Source organism: Corynebacterium tapiri (genome assembly GCF_006334925.1).
GTDB lineage: Bacteria > Actinomycetota > Actinomycetes > Mycobacteriales > Mycobacteriaceae > Corynebacterium > Corynebacterium tapiri.
On sequence record NZ_VDHJ01000020.1, the window covers coordinates 1 to 13571 of the forward strand.

Sequence of the window (13571 nt, forward strand, 5' to 3'; positions counted from 1 at the left end):
CTGCTTGACGCTTTTCTTCGGGTGTGAACATGATTGCCTCCTTGTTGCAGGGTGACTCACAACAAGGCTGGCACTACGGGAGCTGTAAACATTTGCACTTTCACCCGCGAGGCTGGCCGCGCCACCCAAACGCTAGCCGCCCACAGCCCTAACGCCGGTCCAGCATCCTGCGGGCTGGGCGCTCGATGAACTCGTAGCTCAGGGCAGCCACCAGCACGCTCAACACGGTGGACACCACCAACACCTGCACAAACCCGCCCTGGAAATACCCCAGCCCCAACAGCGGAAAGACAAATGCCAGCACCGCTACGTGCCACAGGAATAGCGAATAGGACCAACGCCCTAACGTGATCATCGGCTCAGAGGCGAGCCATCCCGAGCTGGGGGCAAGCGCATAGGGCACGACTACGGCGAACCCGAAAAGGGCACCGAGCAGGATGCGGCGGGCGAATTCCCCGGGCGAGGGGTGGTCGAGGCCGAGCGGGCCGAACCAAGGGCGGCTAGCGACCCAGGCGCAGGCGAGAGCCAGTAACCACCAGGGCAGGCGGCGTCGAAAAGCGCGCTGCAGCCACCCGGGTACGCGCCCCTCGCATTCGGCGGCGATCAAGCCCACTGCGAACCAGCTGGCATAGGCCGGGGGCCAGATCTGGCGGTTGGCTGCCTGGCTGTCGCCCGCTCCCACCGCCTCGACAAAAGGCAGGAAGGACCACCCCAGGCTCAGCACGCCCACAGCCGCGAAGCAGGCGATACGCACCCGGCGCGGCACCCGGCCGATCAACAGCGCGATGAGGGGTAGGACCAGGTAAAACGCCACCTCGACACCCAGGGACCACAGGTGGGTCAGCCCCGGCATCAGCGCCTGGGGCACGTAGAGCTGAGTCAGCGTCAGGTTGGCCAGGATCTGCGAGGCGGAAGCGGTCGCAGCCTCGGGCACAAACACCACCACCGCCAGCACGGCAGCCAGATAAGCGGGAACGATGCGGGAGAAGCGCGAGCGAGCGTAGCGGGCAACGGCCGGCCGGTCGCGCGTCAGGAACGAACGCCAGAGCACGAACGCGGAGAGGACGAAGAATACGGCGACGAAGTAGTCGAAGCGTGCCAGAATTCCGCCGAGGTGGGAGGCTGGGTCGAGGCCGGTCTGGAAGGCGACGTGGGTAACCAGCACTCCCCAAGCGGCGACGGCGCGCAGGCCCTCCAGGCAGTCGATGCGCCTGGCGTTGTAGGCTTGACGGGTCGCGCCTACCAGCGTGTTGTGAGCAGACATTCTCGCCTCTGGTGATCGTGGTGAGGCGATTGTATAGGGAGGTAAGCCAGTGGGGGCACAACGGTTGCGAACCCGCCGAGTCCTCGGCCTCATCCTGGGACTGGTCCTCGCGCTGGCTATCGGAACGGGCCTACCGCCTGCGCTGATCGCGTGGAAGAAGTTGCTGCCCACGGACGTGCAGCTCACGCTCACCTCCGAGGCTTCCGACGCCCGGCTGGCCGACCTTTCCGCCGCCGCGGCCGATCAGGAATGCGGTTTGGCCTGCCATTCGCACACCGGCACCGCTGCCCTCGAACAAGAGCTACACACTTCTCCCGGCGCGAAATTCATGCAAACCCAGCTGGATGCCACCACGCGCATAGAGCTACCCGGCCACACCACCGCCGAGGTACACGAACTTCTCGAGCTTTCCCGCGACTCCACCTTCCCTTCCCCGGAAGCATTGCCGGTGACCACGTGGCGCGCTTCTGATCTGCCCGAGGTGGCCGAGCAGGCCACTGAGCCGCGCACGGGCGTGCAGTACTTCTTCCCGTTCACCACGGAGCGGCGCTCCTACCAGTACTTCGACGTGGTTACCTGGCGCCCCAACCCGATTGACTACGTGGAAAAGACCAAGGTCAGCGGGCTAGATTCCTACGCCTTCGCCCAGGAGCTCATCGCCGAGCCGATCTCCGATGGTCCGCTGCGCGGCTGGCTGGAGCCGCTGACGCAGGGCCCGGCCCAGCGCTTCTACTCCCCCGAGGAGCTTGCCCAGCGCGGTCTGCGCCCCGAGCAGGACATCACCCTGATGCCTTACTACACCGTCTCGCGCGAGGTGTGGGTCCAGCCGCAGACTGGCACGATCCTGGATGAGCACACCACGCGCCACATCTTCCTGGCGGCCTCCGCCGACGAGGCGCGCGCGGCCCAGAACTCCCCGCAGCGCACCGTGGCGTACCTAGATTCGCAGTTCTCAGATGCCACACGCACCCAGCAGGCGGATCATGCCCGGCCGCAGGTCCATCAGTTGCGCTTCCTGCAGGTTCTGGCGTGGGTCTGCCGGTTGGTGGCCGTCATCCTGACAGTCCTGCTGGTGTGGGAGGTGCTGCGTTATCGTTCGGCGCTGCGTCGCCGAGTCTTGAGCGAGTCCACGCAGCCGTGAAGCAGTACAGCGCGTTCCAGGTCGCCTGTTTAAGCGCCTGGGTGGTTGTGCTCGCGGGCGCGCTCACCCACCCGCTGCTGGCGCCTGGGGCGCTGGCGCTACGGGACATGCTGGTCCTACCCCATCCCGCGCTCAGCCCGCAGGCGCTGGGCACGGGGGATCACGCGGCACGCAACGCGCCCCAGGATGGGGTCCTCGCGATGGTCGGTGTGCTTATCGACGCCTCGTGGTTCGCCCGCCTCCTCATCATTGCCGCTGCCTTGCTCGGTGGAGTGGGTGCTTGGTGGCTAGCCACTCTTGCGCGGAAACGCGCCGGGCTGCCCGTCTCTGCCTGGGCTGCCGCTGCGGCGATCTCCGTCGCGGTGGCAAATCCGCTTGTGGTGGAGCGGCTGCTGCAGGGCCAGTGGTCCCTGGTGATTGCCATCTGGTTATTGCCCCTGATCACCGCCGCGGGAATGACCGGGCGCTGGCAGGTGCAGGCCCTGGCTGTGTGGGCTGCCTCGTTGACCCCGACCGGCCTGGTGCTTGCCGCTCTCGTGGGCCTGGCCAGCGCACGCGGATGGGCAACACGCCTGCTCACCGCGATCGTTGCGGCGGCATCCAGCCTGCCTTGGTTGGTGCCCACACTCAGCAACCAGGTCGATGGCACCTCACTGGCACACTCCGCCTACGCCTTCGCCCCGCGTGCCGAAGCCTTCGCCAGCACCCCGGGCACGCTGCTTGGCCTGGGCGGGATCTGGAACGCGGAGGCTGTGCCCGCTTCGCGAGAGGCCGGCTTCGCCCTGTTCGGGGTGGTGTTGTGCGCGGTGTTGGCTCCGACGCTGCGGCGCGTACCCAAGCCTTTGTTGTTCCTGGCGGCCCTGGGCATGGGGTGGGCGCTGGCCTCGTGGTTGCTCACGGACGCAACAAGCCTGGTAGTCGCGCATGTCCCCGGTGGTGGCCTGCTTCGCGATGCCCAGAAGTGGGTAGCTCTGGTGTTGCCCGCCTATGTTCTCGCCGCGTCGCTGCTCAACCGCTCCTTTGCTATCGCAGCTCTGGCGGCCGCCCTGGTGCAGGTTCCCGACGCCCCGCTGGCTGTGCAGCAGCTGCGCCCTGTTCCTATCTCCACCGATGCCTACGAGCACCTCAACGAGCGCGCCCAGGGCCGGCAGATGTACTTCCCGGATCGCCCGGATTTGGCGCAGCGCCCGGACGGGACCACCATTATCGATCCCGCGATCAAGGCCACCGGGCGCATCACCTCGGGTGCGCTCAGCGTGGATGGGCAGCTCACCGACGTGCCTAGCGATCGCTACCGGGCCGTCGAGCGGGCCTGGGCCGAGCGCGATATGGCCAAGCTCTCCCGCCTAGGGATCGGCCTGGTGATCACCCCGGACGGCGAGGTCGTGGAAACTTCAGCCGAACCGCCCCGCCTGGGTCCCGGCATTGCACTCACCCTGGGCTGGATCGCGCTCGGCGGGCTGCTTAGCTGGCTGGCGTTTCGTGGACGAGGTCGCGCAGCAGCCGCTCAAACTGCGCCCCGGTCTCGTCCCAAGAAAAGCGGGCGGACAGCGCGCGGGCGGCCTCGCCCAAACGCTGGCGGCGGGAAGCGTCGTTAAGCAACCCCACAACCGTCGGGCCCAGCTCACTTTCGTCCCCGACGAGCACACCCGTTACCCCGTCCTCGATGGAGTCGCGCAGCCCCCCGGCCTGGGCGTAACCGATGGTGGCCACACCGTGCTGGGCGGCCTCGATCACGGCCAAACCCCAGCCCTCCTTGCGCGAGGGCATCAAGTGCAGGCTGGCGCGCGAGAGCAGGGCGTGCTTGTAGTCCTCACTGACCTGGCCGTGGAAGCGCACACGCTCGGTGAGCTGCTGCTTCTCGGTGAAGGCGCGCAGCTGGTCTGCCCACCAACCGTCGCCAATCACGTCGAGGACCACGGTCTCGGGCAGCTGGTGTAGCAGCGCGATTGCGTGCTCGACCTGCTTGTGAGGCACCAGGCGGGAGAGAGTGACCAGGTGGGTCTTGCCGTCGTCAGGCGCCAGCGGCGAAAGCTCCGGCAGCGGGTCCACGCCGTTTGCGATGATGCGCGCGCCGCTCACCCCCAGGGCCTCTAGGTCGGCACGCGAGGACTCCGAGACGGTCACATAGGGCGCTCCCCGGTAAACCAGCGGAGCCACCCGCGACTCCAGCCACCAGCCCACGCGCGCAATCACCGGGCTGGCCACCGGCCATTGCTCGCGGTGGCAGTGGTGCGTGAGCAGGACTGTGGGAACGCCGGCGACCAGGCGGGCAAAAAACGGGATGCCATTCTGGGTGTCCACGATCGCCTCGGCCCCACGCAGAGGCCCCAGCCCGACGCGCCCCGCCAGCAACTCCAGCCAGGTGGTCACGTACACGCCGTACTTGCCGCCCCCGCGCCGGTACGTCACCCGGTTGCGCACCGACTTGCGCGGCGCATCCGTATGCGCTGAGCTGCGGAAAATCACCTCGTGTCCGCGCTCTGCCAGGTATTCCCCCACGCGCTCCAAGTAGCGCTCAGAGCCCCCTCCTTGCGGATGGGTCGAGTCACGCCAACACAGCAGAACAATCTTCATAACTAAGGCTCAAAGCTACACTTGCCCCTTGTGCAACACACACGTCGACTTTCCACCCTGCGCCGATCGCTGCGCCTATTGCGGTCCTTCCGCTACGAGCAAAGCGACCCCGCCCGCTTCTACGGGCCGCTTGGACACGACACGGCACAGTTATTAGAGGCATTGCTTCTCGACGCCTCCGGCACACCGCTCAGCGGAAAATCCGTCCTGGATGTCGGCGGAGGCCCGGGTTATTTCGCCGAGGCCTTTACCCAGCGGGGCGCCGAGTATGTCGGCCTGGAGCCAGACGTGGGCGAGATGTCTGCGGCCGGAATCAGCCTGGCCACCTCAGTGCGTGGTGACGGCCGGGCCCTGCCCTTTGCGGACGCCAGCTTTGACGTGGTGTATTCTTCCAACGTGGCCGAGCACATTCCCCGGTGGGAGGACATGGGGGCCGAGATGCTGCGCGTGGCCAAGCCCGGCGGGCTGGTCGTGCTCTCCTACACCGTGTGGCTGGGCCCCTTCGGCGGGCATGAAACCGGCCTGTGGCAGCACTTCGTGGGTGGAGACTTTGCCCGGCGCCGCTACGAGGCCACCCACGGGCACCCGCCCAAGAATGTGTTTGGCACCTCCCTGTTCGCCGTCTCCTGCGCGGAGGGGTTGCGCTGGGCTCGCTCGACGGGCCGGGTTGTCACGTGCTTCCCGCGCTACCACCCCTGGTGGGCGTGGTGGGTTACCCGGGTGCCGGGGTTACGCGAGGTGGCGGCCTCCAACCTGGTGGTTGTGCTGCGCGCTTAGCGGCCGCCACACCAACACGCGCTGGCCGAACGCTTAGCGCTCGGCGTTGTTGATGCGCTCCTTGAGCTCGTCGAAAAGCTCGTGAATGCGCCCCGGCACGCGGGAGCCCAGGTAGACCAGGTACTCCGCGTTGTCGTCGATGCTGGAGGCCCACTGCTCGGCCGGGGCCGTCAGCGCCTCGCGCACGTCCTCGATCGGGGTATCCAGACCGGTAAGGTCCAGGTCCTCCGCGCGGGCGGTGTTGCCCAGGATGGTCTGGCCAGCTTCTGCGCGGCCCTCGATGCGCTCGACGATCCACTTGAGCACGCGCGAGTTCTCGCCAAAGCCCGGCCAGAGGAAGCGGCCGTCCTCGCCACGGCGGAACCAGTTGACCATGAAGATGCCGGGCATGCGGTCGCCACCGCGCTCGCCCATGTCGAGCCAGTGCTGCAGGTAGTCACCGACGTTGTAGCCGATGAAGGGCAGCATGGCCATCGGGTCGTGGCGCAGCGATCCCACGGATGCCTCGGCAGAGGCGGCGGTCTGGCCCGAGGAGAGCAGGGCTCCCTGCAGAACACCCTGCTCCCAGGTCGGGATCTCGGTAACCAGCGGGACGGTGTCCGGACGGCGACCACCGAAGAGGATGGCGTCGATCTTCACACCGCGCGGGTCGTCGTACTCCGGGGCGGCGGTCGGGCACTGGGCGATCGGTACGCAGTAGCGGGAGTTCGGGTGGGCGGCCTTCTCGGAGGAGTCCGGGGTCCAGTCGTTGCCCTTCCAGTCAATGAGGTGGGCGGGCTTCTCGCCGTCCATTCCCTCCCACCAGACGTCACCGTCGTCGGTAAGCGCCACGTTGGTGAACAGGGTGTTTCCGGCCTCCATGGACTTCATGGCGATCGGGTTGGAGTCGTAGCTGGTGCCCGGCGCGACGCCGAAGAAGCCGTTCTCCGGGTTCACGGCGTACAGGCCGTCCTCGCGCAGGTGCATCCAGGCGATGTCGTCGCCGACGACCTCGGCCTTCCAGCCCTCGATGGTGGGGGTGATCATGGCCAGGTTGGTCTTGCCGCAGGCAGACGGGAAGGCGCCGGCGATGTGGTAGTTCTTACCCTCCGGGCTGGTGAGCTTAAGGATGAGCATGTGCTCAGCCATCCAGCCCTCTTCCTGCGCCATCTTGGAAGCGATGCGCAGGGCGTAGCACTTCTTGGCCAGGATGGCGTTTCCGCCGTAGCCCGAGCCGTAGGACCAGATCTCCTTGGTCTCCGGGAAGTGAGTGATGTACTTGGTGTCGTTGCACGGCCAGGCGACATCCTCCTGTCCCTCCTCCAGCGGGGCGCCCACGCTGTGCAGGCAAGGAACGAAGTCTCCGTCGGAGCCAATCTTGTCCAGGGCCTGGGAACCCATGCGGGTCATCACGCGCATGGAGAGCACCACGTAGGGCGAGTCGGTCAGCTGCACGCCGAGCTTGGGATCCGGGTCGCTGATCGGGCCCATGGCGAACGGCACCACGTACATGGTGCGGCCCTTCATGGATCCGCGGAAGGCCTCGGTCATCTCCTCCTTCATGGCTGCCGGCGGGGCCCAGTTGTTGGTGGGGCCAGCATCCTCTTGATTCTCGGAGCAGATGAAGGTGCGCGACTCCACGCGAGCCACGTCAGCCGGGTGGGAGCGTGCGAGGAAGCTGTTGGGGCGCTTCTCCTCGTTGAGCTTGATCAGCGTGCCCTTCTCCACCAACTCGCTGGTCAGACGCTGCCACTCAGCGTCCGACCCATCGGCAAAGACGACCTCCTTTGGCTGGAACAGCTCAACGGCGTCGTTGATCCAGGCGATCAAGCGCTGGTTGTCCGTTGGCGGGGTGCCGGCCAAGCCCGTGATCTCCGCGGTCATGTCATCTCCTAGGTGTTTCTAAAAGGTGCGTGCGGGAGCGGTCTGGGCAGAGTTCTGCCCGCTCCTTTACTTCTCAGCCTATCCAGACCCGGGGGTGTTGTTGGTGAACACTAAGCACCCAGAAAAGTGGCACTCGTCATACTCCGCGAGAATTACCCGCGTGTGGCGCCTCCCTACTCCGGTGTAAGTGGTCCCGAGTCCGTTCACTTACCCCCGATTAAGGGGAAAGGTCTGATGCCTGCAGGCAAGTAATAATTGCCCCCTAGCTGCATGATCATACCTATCAGGTGCATTGCCCAGGCCCCGTCCAGTGCCAGACCTCGCTTTTGCAATTCACCCCCTTGCTTCCCCCTCAGCTACTTAGCCGGGACAGCTTTCCCCACCAACGTTTCCTTTCCGGGGACCAACCAGGAACAATGGGCCCCGATGACTACTAACACCTCTCCCCTGGGCGAACTCCCGGATGGCCGGCCTCTGCAGACCGAGTTCAACGACGGACTCGATTACCCACGTCTGGGCACCGTAAGTTTCCGCCGCGGCACGCTGACCGATAACCAACAGGCCCTCTTCGACGAGCACTGGCCACGACTGGGCACGGTGCTTAACGACGCCCCCCTCGACATCGACGAATGGTTCGGCCGCTCCGGCCACCCGACCATCGTGGAGATCGGATCCGGCACCGGCACCTCCACCGCCGCCATGGCTCCCCTGGAGGCGGACACCAACATCATTGCCGTGGAGCTCTATAAGCCCGGCCTGGCCAAGCTGCTGGGCTCGGTAGTGCGCTCCGAGATCGAGAACGTGCGCATGGTGCGTGGCGATGGCATCGAGGTCCTGGCCCGCATGATTCCCGATTCCAGCTTGGACGGCGTGCGCATCTTCTTCCCCGACCCCTGGCCCAAGGCGCGCCACCACAAGCGTCGCATCATTCAGTCTGGCCCGCTGCGCTTGATCGCCCGCAAGCTCAAGCCCGGCGGTGTGCTGCATGTGGCCACCGATCACGCCGATTACGCCGAGTGGATCGACGAGCTGGTCAACGTCGAAGAACTGCTGACCTACCGCGGCTGGCCATGGCCGGAGTGCCCGCAGCTTACGGACCGTCAGGTGATCACCAAGTTCGAGGGCAAGGGCCTGAACAAGGACCACGTGATTAAGGAATACCTCTGGGAACGCACCGACGCGCCTAACCCGTAATCTGTTCAGTGATTAATTGCCTAGTTTTCTGATTTCACTGAAATGAGCAGTATTCCCGTGAGCGACATCCACGAGTCCACGCATCACTACAACGTTGGCGCCGCCCCCGGCCCCGACGGCCTCCTTCTGGTTTGGGACGCCCCCAACCTGGACATGGGCCTCGGTGCCATTCTGGGCGGTCGCCCCACGGCGGCATATCGCCCGCGTTTCGACGCCGTGGGCCGCTGGCTCATCGATCGCGCCGACCAGCTCGGCGCCCAGCTCGGATACGAGATCGAGCCCGAAGCCACCGTGTTCACCAATGTTGCTCCGGGCGGAGCTGACGTGGTGCGCCCCTGGGTGGAGGCGCTGCGCAACGTCGGCTTCGCCGTCTTTGCCAAGCCCAAGATCGACGAGGAATCCGACGTCGATCCCGACATGCTCAACCACATCCGCCGCCGCCACAGCGAGGGCACGCTACAGGGGCTGGTGGTGGCCAGCGCGGACGGACAAAACTTCCACGACACCATCTGCCAGCTCACCGACGAGGGAATCCCCGTCACCGTGCTCGGCTTCCACGAGCATGCCGCCTGGGCCGTGGCTGATGAGGCCATCAACTTCGTGGACCTGGAGGATATCCCCGGTGTCTTCCGCGAGCCGTTGCCGCGCGTGAACCTGGATCAGCTGCCCGCCGAGGGCGCGTGGCTCCAGCCGTTCCGTCCGCTCACCGCCCTACTGAACGGCCGCCACCACTAGAAGGGAGTCCCATGTTCTTGAACTGGGGTTACGCCGCCTACCGCTTGCGCCGCATCATCCCGCTGGTGGTCGTCGGCCTGATTCTGGCTCTCTTCCTGGGCTTCGGCTCCCGCCTCGGTGATCGCATGAGCCAGGAAGGATGGGAGGACCCGCACGCCTCCTCCACCGTCGCGGCACAGGTGGAGCAAGAGACGTTCGGGCGTGATAACTCCGGCGACGTGATCCTGCTCTTCCACGCGCTGCAGGGGGTTGCCGACCCGGCGGTTGCCGAGGCCGCGCGCGCCTATGTCGCTGGCCTCGAGTCCCGGCACCCCGAGCAGATCGAGCAGGTCAACAGCTACTTCGACACCCAGGCCCCCGCCATGCGATCGGCAGACGGCACCACCGCCTTTGTCTCCCTCGGCCTGGCAGGCGATGGAGAGCAGACGCTCAAGGACTTCCGCACCATCGAGGACGACCTCAACAACGAGGGCCTGCCGCAAGGCGTGAGCGTCCAGGTCGCCGGCGCGACCGCGGTGGCTGATGCCCTGGACGAGGGCATGGCCAACGACATTAAGCGCGCCGAGCTCTTCGGCCTTCCCTTCGTCGCCGTCCTCCTGCTCATCGTCTTCGGCTCCGTCGTGGCCGCACTCATGCCTCTGTTTGTGGGCATCCTCTCCATCCTGGGAGCGCTCGGAATCCTCTCCATTCTTGCCGGATTCCTGCAGGTTAACGTCTTCTCCCAGGCCGTGGTCACGCTGCTGGGCCTCGGCCTGGCCATCGACTACGGACTCTTCATGGTCTCCCGCTTCCGCGAAGAGTTAGACAAAGGCTCGACCGTGCGCGACGCGGTGGCCACGTCCACCGCCACCGCCGGCAAGACCGTGGTCTTCTCCGCACTCATGGTGATCGTGGCGCTGTCCGGCCTCTTGATCTTCCCCCAGGCCTTCCTCAAGTCGGTCGCCTACGGCGCGATCTCCGCAGTCGGACTCGCCGCCCTGCTGTCAGTGACGGCGCTGCCTGCCATTTTCGGCCTGCTGGGCACGCGTATCGACGCCCTTTCCGTCCGAAAAACCTCCCGCCGCGCCCGTCGCATCGAAGACACCTGGTGGTACCGCGCGCCGCGTTGGTCTATGAAGCACGCCAAGCTGGTGACCGTCGCCGTGGTCGGCGGACTGCTCCTGCTCACCCTGCCGCTGGGCAAGGTGGAGTTCGGCGGCATCAACGAGACTTACCTGCCGCCCGAGCATGCCACCCGCCAGGCCCAGGACTCATTCAACGAGACCTTCCCGGCATTCCGCACGGAGCCAGTCAAGCTGGTTGTTTCGGGGGCGAATAACCAGCAGCTGGTGGACGTCGTTATGCAAACCCGCCAGATCCAGGGCCTGACCTCCCCGATGTCCGCCGGCCGCACCGTCGACGGCACCACCGTCCTCAGCGCGGGTGTCGCTGACCGTTCGGACAATGCCTACGTGATTGATCAGCTGCGCTCCATCACCGCCCCCGAGGGCGTGGAACTGCACGTCGGCGGCACCCCGGCGATGGAGGTGGAATCCTTGGAGGCCCTCTTTGATCGCTTGCCGTGGATGGCCCTCTACCTTGCAGTGGTCACGTTCATCCTCATGGCGCTGGTCTTCGGTTCACTCGTTCAGCCGGCCAAGGCGATCATCATGACGCTGCTCGGGCTCGGCGCCACCCTTGGTGTGCTCACGCTGATGTTCGTGCTCGGCGCTGGCTCGGGCCTGCTCGGCTTCACCCCAGGCCCGCTGATGAGCCCGATCGTGGTGCTCATCATCGCCATCATCTACGGCCTGAGTACCGACTACGAGGTCTTCCTGGTCTCTCGCATGGTGGAAGCCCGCGACCGCGGAGAGAGCACCGATCGGGCCATTGCGCTGGGCACCGCGCGCACCGGCACGATCATCACGGCAGCCGCGCTGATCATGATCGTGGTGGCCGCCGCCTTTGGGCTTAGCGACATCGTGATGATGAAGTACATCGCCTTCGGCATGATCTTCGCGCTGGCCATCGACGCCACGATCATTCGCATGCTGCTCGTTCCCGCTGTCATGCACCTGCTGGCGGAGGACAACTGGTGGGCGCCTGGTTTTATTAAGAAGCTTTATAACCGCATCGGGCATGGGCATTCGGAGCCAGCTCCGGTTGCGGTGCCCGCTGCCCCGGCTGCCCCGGCGTCACCGGCAGCCGGTGAGCCCTCCATCACCGACGCCCAGCCGGCCCCGTTGGACGAGGCCGCCCGCGGAGGCCGCACCACCTCCCAAGACGGCGAGCTCGTGCCCTTCAGCGAGCTGATGAAGCGCCTGGGGAAGGACTCCTAGCGTGCAAATGACTCGGTGGGGCTGGGCCCGCTGGCTCGCCCCGCTCGTCGTTCTCGCGCTGGTGCTCTACTTCTTCCGCGACAACGTGGACTTCATCGCCCACGCGCTTCGCGAGCTCCGCAGCACCCACCCATTCCCGTTGGCCTTGGGCCTGATCTGCGCGTGCGCCTCCCTCCTCGCGATGGGCGAGGTCATGCGCCTGCTCATCCGCGCAGGCGGCACCCGCGTCTCCCTTCCCGAAACCACCGCCATCACCCTGGCCTCCAACGCCTGGTCCACAACTGTGCCCGGCGGACCCGCGTTCTCAGCAGTACTCACCTTTCAAGTCCAGCGCAGCTGGGGCGCAACGCCTGTGCTGTGCAGCTGGTTCTTGGTCATCTCCTCGATCGTGTCCACGATGTGGCTGGCTCTGATCGGCCTGGTGGCCATCCTGCTGGGAGCAAGCATCTCGCTGCTGTCGCTGGTCGGTTCGCTCGCTGCCATCGTTGTGGTCGGCTGGCTGTGTTACGCCATCACCGCGCACCCGGAAAGCTTCGGCCGCAGCGTTCGCGGCGTGCTGCGTTGGATCGGGCCCCGCGTTGGCAGGGGGCGAGATTTTGGCGACGAGCGCGTGCGGGACGTCGTCAAGCAACTGCGCACCGTGCGCATGTCCCTTCCCACCTTCGCCGCGGTGGCCGTCCACTCCCTGTTGAATCGGCTTTTCGACGCCGCGATTCTCGCCCTATCAGTGTGGGCCGTCACCGGGAACTTTCCCGCCCTGCACGCGGGAGCTGAGCGCACGACGTTGATGGGGGTATTGCTGGCGTACATCACGGCGAAGATCGCCGGCTCGGCGCAGGTCACGCCTGCCGGCCTGGGCACGGTGGAGGCGGCAATCGTGGCGACGTTGGTAGCCACCGGGATGACCGCCGTCAACGCCACCAGCGCGGCGATCATCTATCGACTCGTGTCATTCCTATTTGTCACCCTCATCGGCTGGGGCGTGTACTTCCTGCACTACGGTGCGCGCGGGTTCTCGGGCCGTGCCCAGGCGGATGCGGATGACCGCTAAACTTGCCGAGTGAACCCCTGCTAGGAGGACACCCCATGTACAAGGCATCCGCCTTTCTTGCCGATCTGCTCTCTATCTCCCTCTTCGCGCTCCTCGCGCGTACCGCCCACCAGTCCGCCGAGATGCCGCTGAGTTTTAGCGGCTGGTTGTCCACCGTGTGGCCCTTCGCCCTTGGTGTGCTGCTGAGCTGGGCGGTCATCCTCAAGGCGGGGTGGCGTGGCTCCGTGGTCACTCCGACCGGCGTGGCGACCTGGCTGATCACCGTAGCCACCGGCCTGGTGATCTGGGCGATTCGCAATGCCGCCGTGCCGCACTGGTCCTTCATCCTGGTGGCTTCGGTGACCTCGGGATTGTTCCTCGTCGGCTGGCGTGCATTCTCGATCGTGAAGCGTCGGCGCATGTAGCGCTACGCAGCTCGCGCGCCTTACCGAGCGAGTTCTTTTTGCCGGGGTGTTGGTGCCGCCCCGGTTTTTCTGTGCCTTCGGGTGTGTGCTCGCTGCGGAGTGCACGCTGCGGAGTGCACGCTGCGGAGTGCTCGCTGCGGAGTGCTCGCTGCGGAGTGCAAATGTCTGCACGACCCGTAGTGCCAGCCTTGTTGTGAGTCACCCTGCAACAAGGAGGCAATCATGTTCACACCCGAAGAAAAGCGTC

General features: G+C 65.9%; 10 protein-coding genes and 1 pseudogene. 8 read left to right on the plus strand and 3 right to left on the minus strand.

Annotated features, from left to right (window positions below):
- Window positions 1-148 precede the first annotated feature (148 nt).
- A complete protein-coding gene (locus FHE74_RS10240) occupies window positions 149-1264 on the minus strand; it encodes an acyltransferase family protein (protein WP_139466421.1) in 1116 nt (371 codons plus the stop codon).
- Between the two features lie 49 nt (window positions 1265-1313).
- Here FHE74_RS10240 and FHE74_RS10245 point away from each other — a divergent pair, with 49 nt between their 5' ends.
- The gene (locus FHE74_RS10245; protein WP_139466422.1) at window positions 1314-2405 is read left to right on the plus strand and encodes a porin PorA family protein; all 1092 of its coding nucleotides are present in this window, start codon (window positions 1314-1316) and stop codon (window positions 2403-2405) included.
- Window positions 2406-2446: 41 nt separating this feature from the next.
- A pseudogene (locus FHE74_RS10885) lies at window positions 2447-3772 on the plus strand (MmpA family trehalose lipid delivery protein); the annotation flags it as partial.
- A gap of 97 nt (window positions 3773-3869) precedes the next feature.
- Here FHE74_RS10885 and FHE74_RS10255 read toward each other — a convergent pair.
- A complete protein-coding gene (locus tag FHE74_RS10255; RefSeq protein ID WP_139466423.1) occupies window positions 3870-4982 on the minus strand; it encodes a glycosyltransferase family 4 protein in 1113 nt (370 codons plus the stop codon).
- 30 nt (window positions 4983-5012) lie between these two features.
- Between FHE74_RS10255 and FHE74_RS10260 the strand changes: the two genes are divergently transcribed.
- Window positions 5013-5759: a class I SAM-dependent methyltransferase gene (locus tag FHE74_RS10260; RefSeq protein WP_139466424.1), complete on the plus strand. Its 747-nt coding sequence runs from the start codon at window positions 5013-5015 to the stop codon at window positions 5757-5759.
- 33 nt (window positions 5760-5792) lie between these two features.
- Here the strand turns inward: FHE74_RS10260 and FHE74_RS10265 are convergent, their stop codons facing one another.
- A complete protein-coding gene (locus tag FHE74_RS10265) occupies window positions 5793-7622 on the minus strand; it encodes a phosphoenolpyruvate carboxykinase (GTP) (protein ID WP_139466425.1) in 1830 nt (609 codons plus the stop codon).
- Window positions 7623-8048: 426 nt separating this feature from the next.
- Between FHE74_RS10265 and trmB the strand changes: the two genes are divergently transcribed.
- The 5 genes from trmB to FHE74_RS10290 are packed head-to-tail and all read left to right on the plus strand — an operon-like array spanning window position 8049 to window position 13324.
- Window positions 8049-8816: a tRNA (guanosine(46)-N7)-methyltransferase TrmB gene (trmB, locus tag FHE74_RS10270; protein ID WP_139466426.1), complete on the plus strand. Its 768-nt coding sequence runs from the start codon at window positions 8049-8051 to the stop codon at window positions 8814-8816.
- Between the two features lie 57 nt (window positions 8817-8873).
- Window positions 8874-9551 (plus strand): NYN domain-containing protein, encoded by a 678-nt coding sequence (locus tag FHE74_RS10275; RefSeq protein ID WP_139466427.1) that lies wholly within the window; start codon window positions 8874-8876, stop codon window positions 9549-9551.
- Between the two features lie 11 nt (window positions 9552-9562).
- A complete protein-coding gene (locus FHE74_RS10280) occupies window positions 9563-11869 on the plus strand; it encodes an MMPL family transporter (RefSeq protein WP_139466428.1) in 2307 nt (768 codons plus the stop codon).
- 7 nt (window positions 11870-11876) lie between these two features.
- On the plus strand, window positions 11877-12920 hold the full coding sequence (locus FHE74_RS10285) for a lysylphosphatidylglycerol synthase transmembrane domain-containing protein (protein WP_139466430.1): 1044 nt from the start codon (window positions 11877-11879) through the stop codon (window positions 12918-12920).
- 35 nt (window positions 12921-12955) lie between these two features.
- Window positions 12956-13324: a DUF3054 domain-containing protein gene (locus FHE74_RS10290; protein ID WP_139466429.1), complete on the plus strand. Its 369-nt coding sequence runs from the start codon at window positions 12956-12958 to the stop codon at window positions 13322-13324.
- Window positions 13325-13571: the final 247 nt, after the last annotated feature.